Annotated in this window: 17 protein-coding genes and 1 pseudogene; 6 read left to right on the top strand and 12 right to left on the bottom strand. The window is 62.1% G+C overall.

The genetic code is table 11. The features are described from left to right. Nucleotides 1-355 precede the first annotated feature (355 nt). Together LDZ27_RS28905 and LDZ27_RS26495 are read left to right on the top strand one after the other, a co-directional pair. Nucleotides 356-478 carry a hypothetical protein gene (locus LDZ27_RS28905; RefSeq protein ID WP_255751474.1) on the top strand — a complete coding sequence of 41 codons (123 nt, stop codon included), beginning with the start codon at nt 356-358 and terminating at the stop codon, nt 476-478. 565 nt (nt 479-1,043) lie between these two features. After that, a complete protein-coding gene (locus LDZ27_RS26495; RefSeq protein WP_083909422.1) occupies nt 1,044-2,027 on the top strand; it encodes a cation diffusion facilitator family transporter in 984 nt (327 codons plus the stop codon). Between the two features lie 149 nt (nt 2,028-2,176). Here the strand turns inward: LDZ27_RS26495 and LDZ27_RS26500 are convergent. The 5 genes and pseudogenes from LDZ27_RS26500 to cueR all read right to left on the bottom strand — a co-directional run bounded on the left by LDZ27_RS26500 (nt 2,177) and on the right by cueR (nt 4,661). Next, nucleotides 2,177-2,828: pseudogene (locus LDZ27_RS26500) on the bottom strand (class I SAM-dependent methyltransferase). A 37-nt stretch (nt 2,829-2,865) separates the two neighbouring features. Then, nucleotides 2,866-3,300 (bottom strand): DUF2933 domain-containing protein, encoded by a 435-nt coding sequence (locus tag LDZ27_RS26505; RefSeq protein WP_083909421.1) that lies wholly within the window; start codon nt 3,298-3,300, stop codon nt 2,866-2,868. Between the two features lie 48 nt (nt 3,301-3,348). Further along, complete coding sequence (locus tag LDZ27_RS26510) at nt 3,349-3,666, bottom strand: hypothetical protein (RefSeq protein WP_035472901.1); 318 nt, start codon at nt 3,664-3,666, stop codon at nt 3,349-3,351. 144 nt (nt 3,667-3,810) lie between these two features. Beyond that, the gene (locus LDZ27_RS26515; protein ID WP_008343516.1) at nt 3,811-4,173 is read right to left on the bottom strand and encodes a hypothetical protein; all 363 of its coding nucleotides are present in this window, start codon (nt 4,171-4,173) and stop codon (nt 3,811-3,813) included. Beyond that, nucleotides 4,170-4,661: a Cu(I)-responsive transcriptional regulator gene (cueR, locus tag LDZ27_RS26520; RefSeq protein WP_083909420.1), complete on the bottom strand. Its 492-nt coding sequence runs from the start codon at nt 4,659-4,661 to the stop codon at nt 4,170-4,172. The genes LDZ27_RS26515 and cueR overlap by 4 nt, the downstream gene beginning before the upstream one ends. Nucleotides 4,662-5,888: 1,227 nt before the next feature. Here cueR and LDZ27_RS26525 point away from each other — a divergent pair. From LDZ27_RS26525 to LDZ27_RS26540, 4 genes are all read left to right on the top strand, one after another. Beyond that, nucleotides 5,889-6,116 carry a hypothetical protein gene (locus LDZ27_RS26525; protein ID WP_008343513.1) on the top strand — a complete coding sequence of 76 codons (228 nt, stop codon included), beginning with the start codon at nt 5,889-5,891 and terminating at the stop codon, nt 6,114-6,116. A 78-nt stretch (nt 6,117-6,194) separates the two neighbouring features. Beyond that, a complete protein-coding gene (locus tag LDZ27_RS26530; protein WP_008343511.1) occupies nt 6,195-7,841 on the top strand; it encodes a multicopper oxidase family protein in 1,647 nt (548 codons plus the stop codon). A gap of 49 nt (nt 7,842-7,890) precedes the next feature. Next, nucleotides 7,891-8,202: a high-potential iron-sulfur protein gene (locus LDZ27_RS26535; protein WP_008343510.1), complete on the top strand. Its 312-nt coding sequence runs from the start codon at nt 7,891-7,893 to the stop codon at nt 8,200-8,202. Between the two features lie 25 nt (nt 8,203-8,227). Next, complete coding sequence (locus tag LDZ27_RS26540; RefSeq protein WP_008343508.1) at nt 8,228-8,545, top strand: P-II family nitrogen regulator; 318 nt, start codon at nt 8,228-8,230, stop codon at nt 8,543-8,545. Nucleotides 8,546-8,631: 86 nt separating this feature from the next. Here LDZ27_RS26540 and dsbD read toward each other — a convergent pair whose 3' ends face one another. The 7 genes from dsbD to LDZ27_RS26575 all read right to left on the bottom strand — a co-directional run bounded on the left by dsbD (nt 8,632) and on the right by LDZ27_RS26575 (nt 18,767). Further along, entirely contained in the window at nt 8,632-10,503 is a 1,872-nt protein-coding gene (gene dsbD, locus LDZ27_RS26545; RefSeq protein WP_244818527.1) for a protein-disulfide reductase DsbD, read from the bottom strand. A gap of 63 nt (nt 10,504-10,566) precedes the next feature. Beyond that, nucleotides 10,567-10,920 carry a copper-binding protein gene (locus tag LDZ27_RS26550; RefSeq protein ID WP_008343501.1) on the bottom strand — a complete coding sequence of 118 codons (354 nt, stop codon included), beginning with the start codon at nt 10,918-10,920 and terminating at the stop codon, nt 10,567-10,569. Continuing rightward, nucleotides 10,917-14,123, bottom strand: coding sequence for an efflux RND transporter permease subunit (locus LDZ27_RS26555; protein WP_008343499.1), 3,207 nt, complete (start codon nt 14,121-14,123; stop codon nt 10,917-10,919). The genes LDZ27_RS26550 and LDZ27_RS26555 overlap by 4 nt, the downstream gene beginning before the upstream one ends. Further along, entirely contained in the window at nt 14,120-15,655 is a 1,536-nt protein-coding gene (locus tag LDZ27_RS26560; protein ID WP_008343496.1) for an efflux RND transporter periplasmic adaptor subunit, read from the bottom strand. Before LDZ27_RS26560 ends, LDZ27_RS26555 begins: the two co-directional genes overlap by 4 nt. Nucleotides 15,656-15,662: 7 nt before the next feature. Further along, nucleotides 15,663-16,955: a TolC family protein gene (locus LDZ27_RS26565; RefSeq protein ID WP_244818528.1), complete on the bottom strand. Its 1,293-nt coding sequence runs from the start codon at nt 16,953-16,955 to the stop codon at nt 15,663-15,665. Between the two features lie 92 nt (nt 16,956-17,047). Continuing rightward, nucleotides 17,048-17,404: a hypothetical protein gene (locus tag LDZ27_RS26570; protein WP_244818529.1), complete on the bottom strand. Its 357-nt coding sequence runs from the start codon at nt 17,402-17,404 to the stop codon at nt 17,048-17,050. 130 nt (nt 17,405-17,534) lie between these two features. Continuing rightward, nucleotides 17,535-18,767 carry an acyltransferase gene (locus LDZ27_RS26575; RefSeq protein ID WP_244818530.1) on the bottom strand — a complete coding sequence of 411 codons (1,233 nt, stop codon included), beginning with the start codon at nt 18,765-18,767 and terminating at the stop codon, nt 17,535-17,537. Nucleotides 18,768-18,915 lie beyond the last annotated feature (148 nt).

Consider the following 18,915-nt stretch of genomic DNA (forward strand, 5'->3'; position numbering starts at 1 on the left):
TTGCCCGCTGTGAACACGATCGCCATTCTAATGGATTGGACTTCGTGGACGAGCGAAGTCTGCGAGCTCACGCCTCGAACAGGGCCGCCAATCACTTTAACGAGCCCTTCCGAATCCTCAGCCGGATAAAGCCGGTCCGTTCCGATCGCTGACTTGCATCCTGCACTATGGCGCGCGACATCTACTCGTTCATTCGGCGCCTCGCCCTTGTCGGTGTTTGGCTTGCGCTTTCGTTCTTGATTTTCACGTTGTGGTTACAGCTCTGCTGCCGAGACAGTCATGGTTGTGGCGGCAATTTCATCAGCCGCAAGTAGTCGGACCCTGCTATTTGCGGCAGTGCCTTTACTGGAAAGGTATGTCGGTCGGCGCGCGGCCCATCAAGGAGGCGGTATTCGTGGGCCTAATCGGCATGGGCGCAAGCTTTGGTTGCATGCTCAACGCGCTGATCGCGCTGGCCGAAAGCGTCTCGTCGATATAAGCCGCAGCAACCCGCGAAGGGTCGCCCCTTTCACTGTTATCGCATTACTGCCCAGCTCACTCTAGGATTGATGCCGGGGCGAGCGCACAGGCAAGTTGTCGGTTTTGTGCGGCAATACGAACGTTATTTCGTACACGGCGCTGGACCTCATTGCGGGCCATACTGATTCATGGAACAAGTCTTGCTCCATAGAGTTTTGGCCTCGCGTTAACGGCATAGCGCTTCGCTGGCAGGCGCGTGCGGTGCTAGTGGCGGCGCAACGTGCCTATTGGCCGCCGAGACCGCGCCGTGCCACGGCCTGACGCTGCGCACCGCCACAGGCCAACGTGAGGGCGTCGGTGACCGGTGGGTGCCGTTCGGCGATGACGACGTTGACTGCACTTATGTCGCCAACGTACCCCAATCGAGAGAATGCGGTCGGCCCGGATCTGCTCGACCAACCGCGCATCGGCGTTCTAGGCGCAGCGCCAATATACCGTCGCCAGAATTGTCGGGCCGTCCTTTTGTTGCGGGGCTCAGGCCGGATTGAAACACTTCGCGCGTTTTCGGAAGAATTAGAGTCACAATGTCTGATCACGATCATCATGAGCATACGCATGACCACAGCCGTGACGCCGCCGGGCATGAACACGGCCCCGGAGGTCATCATCATCACGCCCCGCCTGCTGGGTTCGACGGAGCATTTGCGCTCGGATCGGCATTGAATGCGGGGTTCGTTGTGGCGGAAGTGGTATACGGCCTCGCCGCGCATTCCGTCGCGCTTCTGGCGGACGCTGCCCACAATCTCGGAGACGTGCTCGGCCTGCTGCTGGCATGGTGGGCCGCGTGGCTGGGGCGGCGTCATCCGACGAAAACCCGGACCTATGGCTATGGCCGCAGCTCGATTCTCGCTTCCCTGACTAATGCAGTCGTCCTGTTGGTCGGCGTCGGCGGCATTACAGTCGAAGCCGTGCGCCGCTTGGTGCAAGGGGTTCAGCCCGGTGAGGTCGGCGGCAAGACCGTCATGATCGTGGCGGCTGTGGGCATCGTCGTCAACGGCGTCACTGCGCTGTTTTTCGCCAAGGGACGCAAGGGCGATCTCAACGTAAAAGGCGCTTTCCTGCACATGGCTGCCGATGCGGCAGTATCGGCGGGGGTGGTCGTTTCGGGCCTTGTCATCCTGCTGTCCGGCTGGGCATGGCTCGACCCCATAGTGAGCCTAATCATCGCCGCGCTTATCCTTTTTTCAACGTGGGGCCTGCTCAAAGACAGCCTGAATCTCGCGCTGGACAAAGTGCCAGAAGGCGTCGATGCCGCCAAGGTTCAGGCCTTTCTCGCGGCCCTGCCAGGCATTCGAGAGGTTCATGACCTGCATATCTGGCCTCTTAGCACGACGGAAATCGCGCTGACAGCGCATCTTGTGCGGCCCCATGCCGGGACAGACGACGCCTTCGTGCAGCATGTCTCTGATCAACTGCATGAGCAGTTCGGCATCGGTCACGCGACTTTGCAGGTCGAAGAAGGCGACCGGGCCCATGCGTGCCGGCTTGCTTCTTCAAACGTGGTTTGATAAGCCGAAAAAGGCCTGCAACGCGCCGTGGTCCAAGCACCATTGCTCTGGCTTTTGGTGGAATTGCTCCGAACGAGCGGGTCTATGATCGGTCTGCTTTGCTCGAGCGACAAGGACTTCATGCTCTATTGCGAAAGCCAGTCGCCAGTTCAACATCGCCGCGCAACTGCGACAAATCTATTGCGTACTATGTATTTTCTGGCAATTCCCTCATAGAAATAGGTGAAGCATCTCGGTCCGGGCGCGTACCCGTATCGATTCTATCGAACCGGAACCCGCCACGTTCGATCAGCGAGCGGACTGGACGGTTCAAATGACAGCCGCCACTCATGCACCGCCACGCAGGTGTCAGCCAGGCCTGCCAGCGGCGCACGCCGGGCTCGGGCGCTAGACCGTGCTCAACGAACAGCAATCGGCCCGACGGCGCCAGCACGCGCCGGATTTCCCGCAGCGCGCTACCGACATCCTGGATCGAGCACAGCGTCCAGGTGCTTACCACCGTGTCAATGCTCTGGTCTGGAAGAGGAATGCATTCCGCCGACGCCATCAGGAAATCGACCGGTGGGCTGGCGCCCGCCGCGTGACGACGTGCCATCTCCACCAGTTCCACAGATGGCTCCAGTGCGAGAACACCACGCACGTTCTCGCCATACAACGGCAGATTCAGACCCGAGCCTGCCCCAATTTCTAGAACGCGGCCCGTTGCGGCTCCAACGACGGCCTACGGTACGGCGTCAACACTGCATTGCGCATTGCCAGATCGCACAGCCGCGGGAGTAAGCAGTGATCGTAGATGCCCATCGATTGGTCCCCTCCCTTCAAAAAGACGTGCTAAAAACTATTCATTGGTCGAGCCGCTGCGGGTGAATCCCAGTCGATCCCTTGCCGGACATCGGTTCTTACTCCGCGAAATAGCCGCGGCACGCCGTCCGCTGGCACTTGAGGGCGAAGGCTCATGACTGCGGCCACGGCAGCCGAACGTCGATCCGTCGGAACCCAGCCGAGTGACCGTGGCTTCCGCCGCCGGTCCGCGTTTTGTATGCAGATCGCCGGAACGCACACGGCCCTTTTCGGTCTCCGGCGACGCAGCTGGTTCGCTGTGCGAATTCACGCTTATCATCATGATGAGCATCGACAGCGGACACAGCAGGAACAGCAGGAAGGGGCCGGCACTCACGATGAGCGCGCGAAGCTGTGGGAGCACAACATAGGCCGTCGCAAGGGCGAGCAGCGCTAGGGTGCCCGTAGCAAGCATGGTTTTTGTGCATTTCATGATGTTTCCTTGGAATCCGAGAGTTGATGGAGGCGCATGGTCGCCCGGTTATTTCGTTGGCGTCGTCTGAATCTTGTCGGCGTACTTAAGCATGATGTCGCCCATCGCCTTCATCATTTCGCCGTGCATCTGCATCGCGAGCTTTTCGTTGCCGGGCGGCAATTGACCCATCATCATGGGGCAGCCCTGCATCATCGCTGCGCCCATCATGTGATCGTTCATCATCTGGCCGCCCATCATCGACGGGCCGTGCACGTCCGACCGAGGCGGGGTCGATGGGTGCGAATCGGCCGCGATGCTTAAACCGTTCGCGGCCAGCAAAGAGGTAACGAGCAACGGCATTACAACAAAGCGTCTGGCATTCATGGCGTATCCTTTCTATCGAAGGTGTGACGATGCATCCAGTTCACCCTGCGGTCATTGCAGGTCATTGCGAAATCGTTAAACCGATGTGTCATGGCGAGCACGATCGAACCGTAACTGCGGTTCAGATCGGGAGGCAGTGGGAACTTAGAGCGCTTGCGGCGGGCGTTGAGGCAGCTCGGGAATGAACTGCGATATCAGTAGGGTGTTGTGGTGCGCGTATGTAGTTGAAGCTATTGCGGGAACAGGCACGGACGTCGCTGCAGGAAGCGCGAACATGACGCAGGACAGCGCACCCGCGCAGCTTTGACAGGTGGGCTGATGGTGCTGCGCCGCCCCCGCTGCCGCGGCATGCATGTCGACCATCGGCGTCGTGCCTTGGTGCGACGCGAGTTGCGAAGTGACGACTGGCGACGCGTGATGCGGACAAAGCAGCGCGGGCGCGGCGAAGCCCGAGAGGGGCAGCCACGCGATCAGAAAACTCAGCACTAGTTTGACGATCCGTCTCACGATCTTCCCTCCGTCTTGCGCGGCGACGCTCGGCTGTGCGAGTTCGACGTAGGCGGTATCGAAGGATGCACGGGTTGACGTGCGAGCCGCCGAACGTCTTGATCGCCGCCAATTGATTCGAAAATCGGGCACGCCGGGCGCGCATCGCCTGTGCAATGGCTGGCAAGGTAAGCGAGCGCGCCACGCATCTCTAGGAGTTCCGCGATTCGTGCGTCGAGTTCGGCGACGTGCTGCATGGCAATCTTCTTGACCTCCGCGCTTGCGCGATCGCGGTCTCGCCAGAGTGCGAGCAGGCATCGAATCTGTTCGACCGGAAAGCCGAGCGTGCGCGCTTGATGAACGAAGCGCAATACCTGGACATCGCCTCCCTCGTACATCCGGTATCCCCCTCCGGTCCGTCCGGCAGCCTGGAGGAGATCGATACTCTCGTAGTAGCGGATCATCTTGGGGGAGACCCCCGACGCGCTGGCTGCCTGCCCAATATTCATGGCACATCTCGCAATTTCAGCACTCTCACGTCCGCGACGCCGCGATACGGGCTTCGTCGTGTTCCGTGAACGGGATGCCTCACATTCGTACGATTTCAATTTAGACGATCCAATGATGGCAACGTCAAGGCCTTTCGCCGAAGCCCGACTCAATATAGACCTTCCAACGATCGGAAGGTCAAGATGCGATGCGATGAAGTTCTGCGCATCTTCGCAAGCAAGGAAGAACGTCGCGCAGGGAAAAATGATGTTGAACGCAGGGTGGCCGCCATGACGGCATCGAGCTGCCTCGCCTATACTGAATTTATGAAATCCCTGACCCGACTCGTCGCGATCATGCTGATCGCATGGTTGCCAGTTTTTGGTTACCCTGCGACGAGCTGGGCCTGTCCGGCTATGTCTTCCACATCCGCGGTCCGAGTGCAGCACCATTACAAAGGGACGGCATGTGAAACGCGTGACTCAAAGGAGCACACTGCAGCTTCCGGTACGGCGTGTCACGCCGGGCTGCCCTGTGCAATGCCTTTTGTTGCATCCCTGCCGCTGACGTTCATTTCCCTCGCCACGCCAAGCCCCTACGCTTCCGTGAATCGTGTCCTGATCTCCCAGTACGCACCGGAACCGCCCCAACGCCCCCCGAAAGTGAGCTGATTTCCGCCGACTTCGACGCCGGTCCGTCGCGGTGTGCTTCCGCTCGACCTCGTGAAAGCGCGCCCCTTCGCTGTGACATGCCGGATAACGGAACCGATGGCTCGGGCGCCAAAGCGCAAGACCCATTTCGAGGCGTTCGGCGAACTCGCTCGACATCACTGCATGAATGACCGCGACGGTTGCGCTCATTGACGCTTGATGCCCGCCTTACCGTGGCGCGGTAGTGCTTTGCCGTAGGGGATTGAAATGAAACACCGCCAAGCTGATCGGGCAACATCAGAGTGCGGGCGCCTCGGCGTCTCAGGCCACATCGACCGGAAACGTCGACGCATCCTGTTCTGGCTCGTGCCAACGGCGCTGGCAGCGGGCGCATCGTCCATCTTGTTTGAAATGGTCTCATCGAGGCACTCCCACGCCCATGCCACTGCGCAGGCATCTTCGACGAGCACCTCGACCTGGCGCGTCGGCATGTTGCGGTCTAATGGATTGCGCATCATCCCCAGCGGGCGCAACGATGCTTCGCACGTACTCGCGCCCGAGCAGTTCCCCGACCCCGAAACGCGCCATGCGTACTGAGTGGCCACGCAGATTCCCGCCACGCTCAACCAGCTGTATTGCTGGTGCGGTTGTGAAAATACCGGCGAGCATCGCTCGAACCTCCAGTGCTTCGAGGACAAGATGGCCGTCACGTGCGCCGTCTGCCGTGGGACAGCGGAGATCGCGTTCGCCATGACGCGCGAGGGCGTCACCGATGCGGGGCGGATTCAGGCGGCCGTCGATGCAAAGTGGGCGCCGAAAGGATAGTGGGAATCGGTCGAGCTGCCCACTTCATGACTGGCCGGCCCTTGTACTGATGGGCGCCTCATGCCACGGAGATGAACGATGACAACCGTCCACCGTCTCACCCGCCGGACGCTCCTGCGGGCGTCGCTCGCCTCAGCCGTGATTGCCGTCGGCACACGGCCACCTGCGTCGTTTTTGTTGTCGGATGCGCGTGCCGCCGGTCAGTCTTTCGTACCTGATGTGTCGATCGAACTGCACGCTCAGCCAGATCGGCTGAACCTGCTGTCCGGTTCCGCGACGCGCGTGTGGCGTTATGACGGCAAGGTCGTGCAGGGCGATCCGCGCGTCCTGTCTTTTCTCTCCGATGGCTACGCACCCGTGGTGCGCGTGCGCCGCGGCCAGAAAGTGCGGATCGAATTCGTCAATGACCTGCCGGAACCGACGATCGTCCACTGGCACGGTCTGCTCGTCCCCGCCTCGATGGACGGGCATCCGCGCAACGCGATTGCCACGAAGCAGCGCTACGTGTACGAATTCGACGTCCTGAACCGCGCGGGAACCTACTGGTTCCACGCCCATCCGGACGGCCGCACGGGTGCACAAATCTATCAAGGCCAGGCAGGGTCCATCCTCGTCGAAGACGACGAGGATGCGGCGCTCGCATTGCCCAGTGGCATATACGACGTGCCATTGATGATCCAGGACCGCAACATCGACAGCGACAATCAGTTCGTCTATCTGACGCAGCGAGCCGGCGGAATGATGGGCGGTCGAGGCATGATGGGCGGGGGAATGATGGGACGCGGCATGATGAACGGCGCCCCCGGCGCAGGCCTGTCCGGGGGCAACATGGACGACATGATGACGCGGATGATGGGCTTCCTCGGCGACCGGATCCTCGTCAACGGACGTCCGGACTATGTGCTCCCGGTCGCCACGCGCGCATACCGGCTGCGGCTCCTTAATGCATCCAATAGCCGCGTCTACAAGCTCGCATGGCGCAACGGTTCACGTTTGACCGTGATCGGCACGGACGGTGGCTTGCTCGAGAGGCCACTCCGGCGCAGCTACGTTGCGCTGGCGCCGGCCGAGCGACTCGACCTATGGGTCGACTTCAGCGGCAAGCCCACCGGAACCGTCCTGACGCTCGAAAGCCAGGCGTTCGCGGGTGACGTCGCGATGGGCGGGATGATGACGCGGACTGCGCTGCCGATGGGGGAGCGCTTTCCGGTGCTGACGGTTAAGGTCACCCGGCCCGAACGCGTGAGCGATGCGTTGCCCGCGACGTTGGCCAAAATCCCCACGGCCCGTGCGCGTGATGCGAGCAACTTCATGCGGCCGAGATCCTTTGGCATCACGATGGGTATGATGACGTGGGGTATCGACGGGCGCCAGTTCGAGATGGACGGGGTATCGCCGGCGGAGACCGTCAAGGCCGGAACGACCGAAGTCTGGGAATTTCGCAACGACGAATCGATGATGCTGATGGCGCATGCATTTCACGTGCATGGCGTGCAGTTCCGCGTGCTCGAGCGCACCGTCAGCGCGGATCTCGCGGATGCACGTCGCACGCTATCGGACGGCTACGTTGACGATGGATGGAAGGACACCGTGCTCATGATGCCGGGCGAGCGCGTGCGCCCGCTCGTCCATTTCGGCGAGCGCACCGGTCTGTTCCTGTACCACTGCCACATGCTCGAGCACGAGGACTCGGGATTGATGCGCAACTATCTCGTCGAGCGTTAGCGGAGCCATCCGCCCCGGCGAATCGATGTAACACCAATGGATGTCAGCCATGAAGATCACCCGTCGTACATTCATTTCGGTCGCCGCCGGACTCGCCTCATTGGCGACGTTGGGCCGCCACGCCCATGCGGATTCCGGTGTCGTAGAGGAAAGCGACGCGAACGCCGTCGCGCTCGGCTACAAAAGGGATGCGAGCCAGGTCGACAAGACGAAGTTTCCGAAGTTTCAGGCGGGGCAGGCCTGCGCGAGTTGCCAGCTCTTTCAGGGCAAGGCGGGTGACGCCATGGCGCCATGCACCATCTTCGGCGGCAAGCAGGTCAGCGCGAAAGGCTGGTGCAGTGCGTATATGAAAAGAACCTGACCATTCAGCCTATCGCGAGCAGATCATGGAAGCACAGTGCGTTGTCGCGATCGTTCGGCCGGAAACCCTTGATGCGCTCGAGAAAGAGATCCACGCCATCGATACGCATGGCGTCACGATCACGCGGGTGAAGGGATTCGGTGCCCATCTGAATCCCTATGCGGACCATTGGGAAACCGAACACCTGAAGATCGAGATCTTTACGCGGGCGTCGGACGTTGATGCACTCGTCGACGCGATCATGAGAGTGACGCATGTTGGCGCGCCGGGCGACGGCATCGTTGCAGTCATGCCAGTCGCCGGCTTCTACAGCATCCATTCGATGAAGCAGGTCGCGCCTTGACCTGCTTAACCGGGTAACGCGTCCTTCAGATCGCGTGCCCGGTCGATTTTTCGGCCGAACACAGCGCGTCGATGCCCGCGCTGAGCTCATCGGTTCCATTGGCGCAAATGCGCGAGAAACTCGTCCGCGCCGACAAACCCCGCTAGTTGCGCCTCGGGCACCGGCCGGCCGTCCTTACCGTAGAAAATCAGCGCCGGCGGGCCGAACAACCCAAAGCGCTTCAGCATCGCGGCGTGTTCCGCCGTGTTGCTCGTCACGTCGATACGCAGCAGCGTCCAGTGCGTGAATTCGTCGACTACGCTTGGATCGTTGAATCTGAAGCGTTCGAGCTCCTTGCAAGTGATGCACCAGTCGGCGTAGAAGTCGATCATCACCGGCCGGCCGTGTGCGTTCGCGAGTGCGCGGTCCAGCTCGACATTCGAGCGTATCGCTTCAAATCGCGCAGCCGCTTGTTGTCCCGCGCTCCCCGGCGCGGATGTCTGCATGATGCCGCCCAGCGGCCGCAACGGGTCGAAACGCCCCGACACAACACCCAGGAGTTCTGCAATCCCCACGACCAGCAGCAACACCCCCAGTGCCTTGCCGACCCGCTGAATCCCAGGTGCGTCGGGCGGCAGCGGATCGATCGCGCGCAGCCTTACGCCCGCGCTCGCAAACAATACCGCGAGCAGCGTCATGAGCAGCCAGTCAGACAGCAGCGAATAAACGAACCAGAGCGCCGCGGCCAGCAACATAAATCCGAGCGTGTTCTGCACGGCGACCATCCATTTCCCGGCCTTCGGCAGTGCGTGTGCGCCGAACGTGCCGAACGCCAGCAGCGGCAGCCCGATGCCCATCGCCATCGCATAGAGCGCCAGCGCTCCGCCGATAACGTCGCGGCTGTTCGCGATATAGAGCAGCGCGCCCGCGAGAACCGGTGTGGAGCACGGCCCGACGATCAGCGCCGACAGCATGCCCATCACGAACACGGGCGCCGCATGTCCGCCCGGCAGCACGCTGCTCCACTCCGCGAAGCGGGTCTGCCAGCTGGCGGGTACCTGCAGCCGGAACACGCCGAACATGCCGAGCGCAAACACCACCATCAGCGCACCGAACGCGGCTAGCACCCAGGCTCGTTGCGTCAACGCGACGAGCGGCATCCCGGCGAGCGCCGCGACGGTGCCGGCCACGGCATAGGTCAGCGCGAGCCCCTGCACGTAACCGAACGACAATCCGAAGCCACGCCACAGCGAAGCGGGTCGTGCGCCGCCGCCGATGACGGCCGCGACAATCGGAATCAAAGGATACATGCAGACCGTCGTCGCCATCAGCAAACCGCCGAGCAGGAAGCCCGCCATCTCGAGCAGGGTGATGCCGTTTGCCGGACGCAGGTTGATCCCGAACACCGACAGCGCGGGACGGTTGTCTGCGGTGCTTGTCGGCAAAGACGCGGCTCCGAGACCATCGTCGGTCGCCGCGCGGATGACCGTTCCGTCGGCATCAATGCGAAAGTTGCGCGTCTGCGGCGGATAGCAGACGCCCGCGTCCGCGCATCCTTGGGACGTCACCGACAACGCGACGCCGCCAGCCGCAATTGCGCGAGGCAGCGTGATGCGAAGACCCAGTGGCTGGTGATACACCGTGACCATGCCGAAAGTCGGGTCGCTTTTGAGCTCGCCGGGCGGCAGCACGTCGGGCTTGACCGCTGTGCCATCCACTGCAAAGCTGAAGCGGTCTCGATAGAGGTAGTAGCCCTTGTGGGTATCGAAGTCGAGATCGACTTGCTGCGGGCTGCTGAGCGACACGTTCAGGGGAAAGGCGCTTTCAGGTGGCAGCAGGTCGGACTCGTCGACCGCGTAGACGGCAAACGATGCAAGCGCGAACAGCATGCCAAGCAAGATGCGCAGCGTGAGCGCATGTGCCCGGCGTCCGGGTACGGGCTTCGCCGCCAAATGCAACGTATTCACGACCGACTCCATTCGGGGACACCGCGCGCGGAGCCGGCCGTCGGCAGCCGGTCCCGCAAACGCGGCGTTTGTCCATCAGGACGATTCTTTCACCATCTTCACGATGGTCAGGGTGCCGCCGACATTCTCGACGCGCACCTTTACCTTGTCGCCTTCGTGGGCCTGCTTGACCATCGCTGCGTCCTTCGCCTTGTAGGCCATCGTCATTGCCGCCATGCCGATATTGGCGAATTCACCGTGCTTGAGCGTGATCATGCCGGTCGAGGCATCGACTTTTTTCACTTCCGCGTCGGTGAGTGCGGCATTGGACGACGACGCGGACGGCTTCATCGACATATTCTTTCCGGACATGTCGTCGCCAGCGAACGCTGACGTTGCAAAGGCGCCGATCGCATAGATCGCGGCAGTCACGACAAGAAACTTCCTCATTGAACTTCTCCAGTTTGTGTTGAAGGCACATTCGTGCCAGAAGGGACTGCTTGGGAAGTCCGCTCCGGGTTGCGCTTGCGCGCACGACGACGCTGCAGCAGGAACCAGGCGGCGGGAATGACGAACATCGACAGCAGCGGCGCGGTAACCATGCCGCCCACCATCGGCGCGGCAATGCGCTGCATCACTTCAGAACCTGCGCCATGCCCGACCATGATCGGCACGAGACCGGACAGCACGACGGCAACCGTCATTGCCTTGGGCCGCACGCGCAGCACGGCGCCTTCGCGGATCGCGTCGGCTAAGACTGTTTCCGTCAACGGCTCGCCGGCTTCTAGCCGATCATTCAGCGCGCCTTTCAAGTACAGCAGCATCACGACGCCGAATTCGGCCGCGACGCCCGCGAGCGCGATGAAGCCGACCGATGTCGCGACCGACACCGCATGACCCAGAATCCAGATGAACCAGAGGCCGCCGACCAGCGCGAACGGTACGGTCGACATCAGCAGCAGCGCGTCCGCCGACGAGTTGAACGTCAGGAACAGCAACACGAAGATCACGACAAGCGTGACCGGGATGACCGTGCGCAGCTTCGCCGCCGCCCGCTCCAGGTACTCGAACTGCCCGGACCACGCGATCGAATAGCCGGGCGGCAGCTTGACCTGCTGTGCGACAGCTTTTTGCATCGCCTGCACCGCCGACTGAAGATCGGTATTGCGGATGTCGACGTACACGTAACCGGAGAGTCGCGCGTTTTCGCTGCGGATCATCGGCGGCCCGTCGGCGATCGTGATGTGCGCGACGTCGCCCAACTGAATTTGCGCGCCGCGCTCCGTCACGATCGGCAGCTGCCGCAGCTTTTCGAGCGAATCGCGGACCTCGCGCGGATAGCGGATGTTGATCGGGAAGCGCTCACGCCCAGCAATCACCTCGCCGACGTTCTCGCCGCCCACCGCTGACGATACGACCGACTGAACATCCATCACCGACAGGCCATACCGGGCGGCAGCGAGCCGGTCGATGTCGACGTCGATATAGCGACCGCCATTCAGCCGCTCCGCCAGCGCAGACGTCACCCCCGACACGTGCTTCACCGCCGCTTCGACCTGCGTCGCGATCGCGTCGATCTGGGTCAGCTCAGGACCGGAAATCTTGACCCCAACCGGCGTCTTGATTCCCGTGGAGAGCATGTCGAGACGGTTGCGGATCGGCGGCACCCAGACGTTCGACAGACCTGGCACCTTGACTGTCCGGTCGAGCTCGTCGACGAGCTTCTCCGGCGTCATGCCAGGCCGCCACTGGCTGCGCGGCTTGAACTGGATCGTGGTCTCGAACATCTCGAGTGGTGCGGGATCGGTTGCCGAATCGGCGCGGCCCGACTTGCCAAACACCGTTGCCACTTCCGGCACCGTCTTGATGAGCCGGTCGGTCTGTTGCAGCAGCTCCGATGCCTTTTCGGCCGAGATACCGGGAAGCGCCGTCGGCATGTACAGCAGGTCGCCTTCGTCGAGCGGCGGCAGAAATTCGCTACCCAGGCGCGATACCGGAATCGCGGTCAGGATGAGCGCGACGACCGCAAGGCCGATCGTGAACCACGGGCGCCGCAGCGTCGCCTCGAGCAGTGGTCGATATAGCCGGATCAGCACGCGGTTGATCGGGTTCGCGTTCTCATGCGGAATGCGTCCACGAATCAGATACCCCATCAACACCGGCACCAACGTCACCGACAGCCCCGCCGCAGCGGCGATCGTGTAGGTCTTCGTGAACGCGAGCGGGGAGAATAGCTTGCCCTCCTGTCCTTCCAGCGAGAAGACCGGGATGAATGACAACGTGATGATGAGCAGCGAGAAGAACAGCGCCGGGCCGACTTCGGCCGCAGACGTGGCAATCAGCTCCCAACGTTGCGCGATGGTGATCGGCCTGCCCGGATTTTCGTGCTGGTACGCCTCCAGGTGTTTGTGCGCGTTCTCGATCATCACGATGGCCGCGTCGATCATCGCGCCGATCGCGATCGCGATGCCGCCGAGCGACATCAGGTTCGCATTGACACCCTGATAGCGCATCACGATAAAGGCGGCCAGCACGCCCAGCGGCAGCGACAGGATCGCGACGAACGCGCTGCGCAGGTGGAACAAGAACACCGCGCAGACAAGCCCGACGACGATGAATTCCTCGATAAGCTTGTCCTTCAGGTTGTCCACCGCGCGTTCGATCAGTTGCGAGCGGTCGTAGGTCGTGACCACTTGGACGCCGGGCGGCAGCGAGCGCTTGAGGTCGGCAAGCTTCGTCTTGACCGCGTCGATCGTCGTGAGTGCGTTCTTGCCCGAGCGCATCACGATCACACCCCCGGCGACCTCGCCCTCGCCATTTAGTTCGGCGATGCCGCGTCGCATCTCCGGGCCGATCTGGATGCGCGCGACGTCGCCAAGCAGCACGGGCGTACCTGCTTCATTCGTGCGCAGCACGACGTTTCGGAAGTCATCGAGCGAGCGCAAATAGCCGGACGAGCGCACCATGTATTCCGACTCGGCAAGTTCGACGACCGAGCCGCCCGATTCCTGATTCGCTTTGCCGAGCGCATCGGCGACCATCGACTGCGAGATGCCGTACGCGCGCAGCTTGTCGGGGTCGAGCACGACCTGATACTGGCGCACCATGCCGCCAATGCTCGCGACTTCCGACACATCCGGCACCGCCTTCAGCTCGAACTTAAGGAACCAGTCGTTGAGCGCGCGCAGCTGTCCGAGATCGTGCTGGCCAGTTCGGTCGACCAGCGCGTACTCGTAGACCCAGCCGACGCCCGTCGCATCGGGGCCGAGCGAAACCGTCGCGCCTTGCGGCAGACGGCTCTGTACCTGATTCAGGTATTCGAGCACGCGCGAGCGCGCCCAATATTGGTCAGTCTTGTCGTCAAACAGCACGTAGACAAACGCATCCCCGAACGACGAGTACGCGCGGATCGTCTTCGCGCCTGGCACGCCGAGCAGCGTCGTCGTGAGGGGATACGTGACCTGATCCTCGATGACCTGCGGTGCCTTGCCCGGATACGACGCCTTGATGATGACTTGTGTGTCCGACAGATCCGGCAGCGCGTCAAGCGGCGTTTCCTTAAGCGAATAGACGCCCCACGCCGCGACGAGCGCGGTCACGAGCAGCACCATGAACCGGTTGCGAATGGACCAGCGGATGAGGTGCGCGATCATTGGGCGGCTCCCACCGGTTCGACCTTCGTCAGCTGATAGCCGTCATCCGTCTGCCTGAAGACGAAGTGCACCGTCTGTCCGACCTTCACGTTCTGGAAGGAGCCGGGCGTTGGTTTGTTGAACGTCATCGTCATCGCGCCCCAGCCGAGCGCTGGAACCGGCTGATGGGAGAACGTCATGTCCTCGGGGGTCACCTTCTCGACCTTGCCGGTGGTCTCGTAGGTTGGCGCAGCAGGGGCAGGCGCAGACGCCGCTGTGGCCGCACTCGCACCCATGCCGCTTTCCAGCCGCGGCAGAATAGACTTCAGGCTCGCCTCGGAATCGATCAGAAACTGGCCGGACGCGACCACGGTGTCGCCCTCGTTCAACCCTTTCAGTACTTCGGTTTCGTTGCCGACATCGTTACCGACCGTGACCGATGCGGGCTGCAGGCGGCCGTCGCGGTTCTTCACGATGACAACCGAGCGTTTGCCGGTCGTGATGACCGCTTCGGATGGCACGAGCAGTCGTGACACGGCTTTTTGCCCACCAACGCGCACGCGCATCAGCATGCCCGGCGTGAGTTTGAGCGCGCCGTTGTCGATCTCCAGCCGCGCCTGCAGCGTGCGGCTACTGGTACTGATACCCGGCAGAATCTCGCGGATGTGACCAGTGAAATGCTGCGTGGGGTCGCCCGAGAACGTTGCGTCGACCGTCATGCCGGGGCGCGCATCGAGCGCGAGCGCTTCTGGAATCTCGACGATCAGCCAGAGCTTCGAGAGGCCCGAGATTTTCGCGAGCGTCTGCCCCGGCGTGACCATCGCGCCATCCCGGACATTCAGTTCGCTGACGACACCTGCTTCGGGCGATGTCAGCACGATGTGGGTCTGCGCCTTCCCAGTGCGATCGAGTGCCGCGATCATCCCGTCTGGAATCGACAGCGCGCGCATCCGCGCTCGCGCGGCGTCGAGCAGGTTCGCGTCCATGCCGCCGCGCTTGAGCGCCAGGTATTCCTCCTGAGGCGCGAGCCAATCGGGCACGAACAGCGACGCGATCGGCGCCCCCTTCGCGACGCGTTGCATCGGCGCACTCGCGTAAAGACGGTCGATATAGCCGGTGACGCGCGACTGGATGACGTCGGTGCGGGATTCGTCGAACTGCGTCGTGCCGACCGCGTCGAATCCGCCGGTCGTTGCTTGGCGACGCACGGTCGCATACCGAATGCCGAGGTTCTGTTGCAGGCCCGGGTCGATCTTGACGCCCGACGAGCCGCCGCCTTCGTCTCCGTACACGGGTTCGAGTTGCATGTTCATGAACGGCGATTTGCCCGGTTTGTCGAAGTGCTGATTCGGCACCATCGGGTCATGCCAGTACAGCACTTTCCGACCGCTCTTCGGGTCAGTCTTGTCGCCGATCGCAGACGTCGCGGTGGCAGTCACGCCAGTCGACGCGGTGCCGGTTGCGCGATGCGCGCCCACCAGATAGCCGGCGCCGACGAGGGTCGCGCCCCCCAATAGCCACACCACCGCGCGCGCGAATCGTGTCTTCGTCATGGTGTCCTCATTGCGTGGTGGTCATCGTGGACGGCACGACCTGATATTCGAGTTGCGCCCAGGTTTGCGACACCTCTCGCCTGAGGTCGAGCACCTGCAACTGGGCTTCCAGTTGGGCGCGACGAGCGGCGAATGTGTCGGCGAGCGGGCCGGTTCCGGAGCGGTAAGCCGCGTTGGCGAGCCGCACGCGCTGATCGGCAGCGGGCAGCAACGATTGGGTCAGACCGGTGATCCGCTCGCGGCCGCTCGCCAGCGTCGTGGACTGGGTGCGGATATCTGCCTGCACCTGCCGGAGCGTGTCCTCGTACGTCAGGCGCGCTTTCGTGGCGAGTTCCGCTTTTTGTGCAACGTCGCGGTCCTGAACGTTCTTCCGGTTCAGCGGCAGCGGGATGGTGACGCCGACCGACACCATGTTCGAATACGCCCCGCCGCGTTGCTGGTACGCGATTGACCACGTCCAGTTTGGACTGCGCTCGCTGCTGGCGACGGCCGTATCCGCCTCGGCCACCGCGATGTCGTCGGATGCGGCGATGAGTGCGGGCTGTGAAAAGCGCAACTCATCCGGCGGCAGCAAGGATACGAAGGATTCAGGCGCGGGGGGCTCTCCGGTGACATCCGACACCGGTACGGCCGTCCAGCGCGACAGGCCGATCAGCGCGGTCTGGTAAGTCTGCTGCGCCTTGAGCACCTGGTCCTGTGTCTGAGCCAACATGGCCTGGGCCTGAACCGCGTCGGCGGCGCCAACCTTCGCGCCGCGATAGGAGGCCTTCGTAGCAGCCAGCTCGTGGTGCATGTGGTCGAGCAAAGCCTGCTGCAGCGCCAGCGCCTGCTTCGCGTAGACGGCGTTCAGCCACGCGGCTGCCGTCTGCTGACGGACGTTGGCAAGCTGCATCAGGTAGCCGGCCCGCTCGCGTCCGACCGTTTCGTCGGCCAATGCCGAACGCAACTGCCGCTTCGTGCCGGACACCCACTCCTGCTGGATGCCGACGCGGCGCATCGTCATGAAATCCTGGCCGATGGTGAAGCCCTGCGAGCCATTGATCGGCAGGTTGTCGATGCCCGCCGCGAGCATCGGGTCGGGCAGTTGGCCGGCCTTGACGGCCGCCTCCGAACTGGCACGAACCGAGGCCTGCGCCGCTTGCATCGATGCGGACTGATCGGTCGCCGACTGGAGCGCGGCGTCGAGTGTGAAGGGCGCTTGCTGGGCGTGGACAACGCCCGCAAACAGAAGCGCGGCAACAAGCGAAGGCGCGCACAGGGGAGCACGCCGAACCTGCGGCGTGCCAAAAGTGAATGGCATGTTCTAACCCCAACGGCGGAATCCCATAGGAATTCCACGTCCTGGCACAGGACGAATCTCACCGCGATGGCGGTGAACCTGTCAGCTCGGGATCAGATGAGACGCGGAGGTCGCCAAAACCCGTTCGGGTCGCGGTCCGGGAGGGAGTCGGCGTAGTGGAAGACAACGGGACTGACAAGCGACGCCGGGCGACTGACGCTCGTCTGCACAGCCGGATGGTAGAGACTGCCAAACTGGCACTGGGCGGTGATCTTGCAGAACATGCCCTTCGCCTTGGACTTGTCGACCGATGGCGATTTCATCGCGTCGCAGCTGGACATGTCGGCGTCCCCGTCTGCGGGCATCGTTTGCTGCATCGGACAATCGCCCGCCAAGCCGGTCGCTGCCAGCCCGGTCAGGGGAAGCATCGCGCAAAGCAGCAGAAGGAGGATGGTCCGAAGAATCTTCATGGCGACAATTATATGCGGGTTGGTCCGCGGTGCCCGGGCCCCGGGGGCTGACAGCAGGAACGCTTGATCGGCAGTCGCCGCCGGTCAATCGCGTCGCAGGACGTGTCCCTTCGTCGCCCTATATCAACGGCTACCGCGATCCGCGCTCAGTCGTCACGCTCGTCGACTCTTGCGACGCCTTTCCGAGAAATCGTGTGCGCAGCAGCGAGCGAATGGGTACGAGGAGCCGTTCCTGAAAGTACATGGCCGCCACGACAGTGACCACAAGATAGACCGGGTACGTTGCCATACTTGGAACGACGTGTTTCGACGCGGAAATGCATGCCGCAAAGTTGGACATACACCACAACGGCGACTCGCCTATCGACAAGAGCTTCAGCGCCTTCATCATAAGTAGGAAGACCGGCACATGAATAGCGAAAATGGAGAGCGCTGAATTGCCCAGCCGGACGCAGATGGTCTCAAAGCGTGAAGGAATCGCCACGTTAGTGCAAGCGATCACCAGCAATAGCTCCGCCGGCATCAGTCCGCCGTTGTGAATGATGTAGCGCGGATAGAGTTCTCCCTGAGACTCCAACCATGCCCCAGCGACAAACGAGCCGGTGATGAAAATCAGCGCAACGCAGACTCTGCGCCAATGATTGCACACGTGAGCAAACTGCGATTGCCGGTACATACCGAAAAGCAGAATACCGGCGAGGAACTCGGGCAGCCGCATGACGGGGTTACGCGTTATTACGCCAACGGCAGCCGGCCCATACCAATGCATCGATGTCGCGACGACAGGCGGGATGAGGTATAGCACCCAGACGACGACTAGGAGCCGCTCCTTATGCCGAGCCCGCAGAAGTCGAGGGGCAACGACGGGAAATGCGATGTAGAAGAACAGTAGCGTAGACAGCGACCACGATGCCGGGTTGATTGATGCATACAAGGGATTCCAGACTTGAAGCAAGAGGACATTCAGCACGAAATTGATTGCTGCCTCTGCATTCCCCAGCGTTACGACAGAGTCCCCGTCGTCCAGCGACATAAGCGAGAACGTGCCCAGCGTCCTCGTTCCGGCCGCTGAGACAACGAGGAGCATAGCTAGCGAGACAAGATGCACCGGATAAAGGTTCGATAGACGCTTGACGAAGAAACCGCGCGCCCCCCCTCGCAACTCAACCGTACGTCCAAAGTACACGTGAGAGAGGATGAACCCGGACAAAATAAAAAACGTACTCGTGGCGAAACCGCCAAGGTTGGTGAGGTCTATCAGCGGCAGGTCTACATTCTGCGGGTATTCGCGGATTGTATGGAAAACCGTCAGATAGACCGCAAGGCAAAATCGAAGGAGGTCCAAGCCGACAAACTTTTTCATTAGGTTTCCTCGAGCATTGGTCACGGCATCAAGTGGCGGCATCAGGCACCGAGAACCGGCCGCGACGAACCGCAACAGTGACTGCTATGCACTAACCGGAAAACGTTGCTTCGACGGCACATAAAATATTTATAAGGACGCCACGAGA

The organism is Caballeronia sp. Lep1P3, from assembly GCF_022879595.1.
Classification (GTDB): Bacteria; Pseudomonadota; Gammaproteobacteria; order Burkholderiales; family Burkholderiaceae; genus Caballeronia.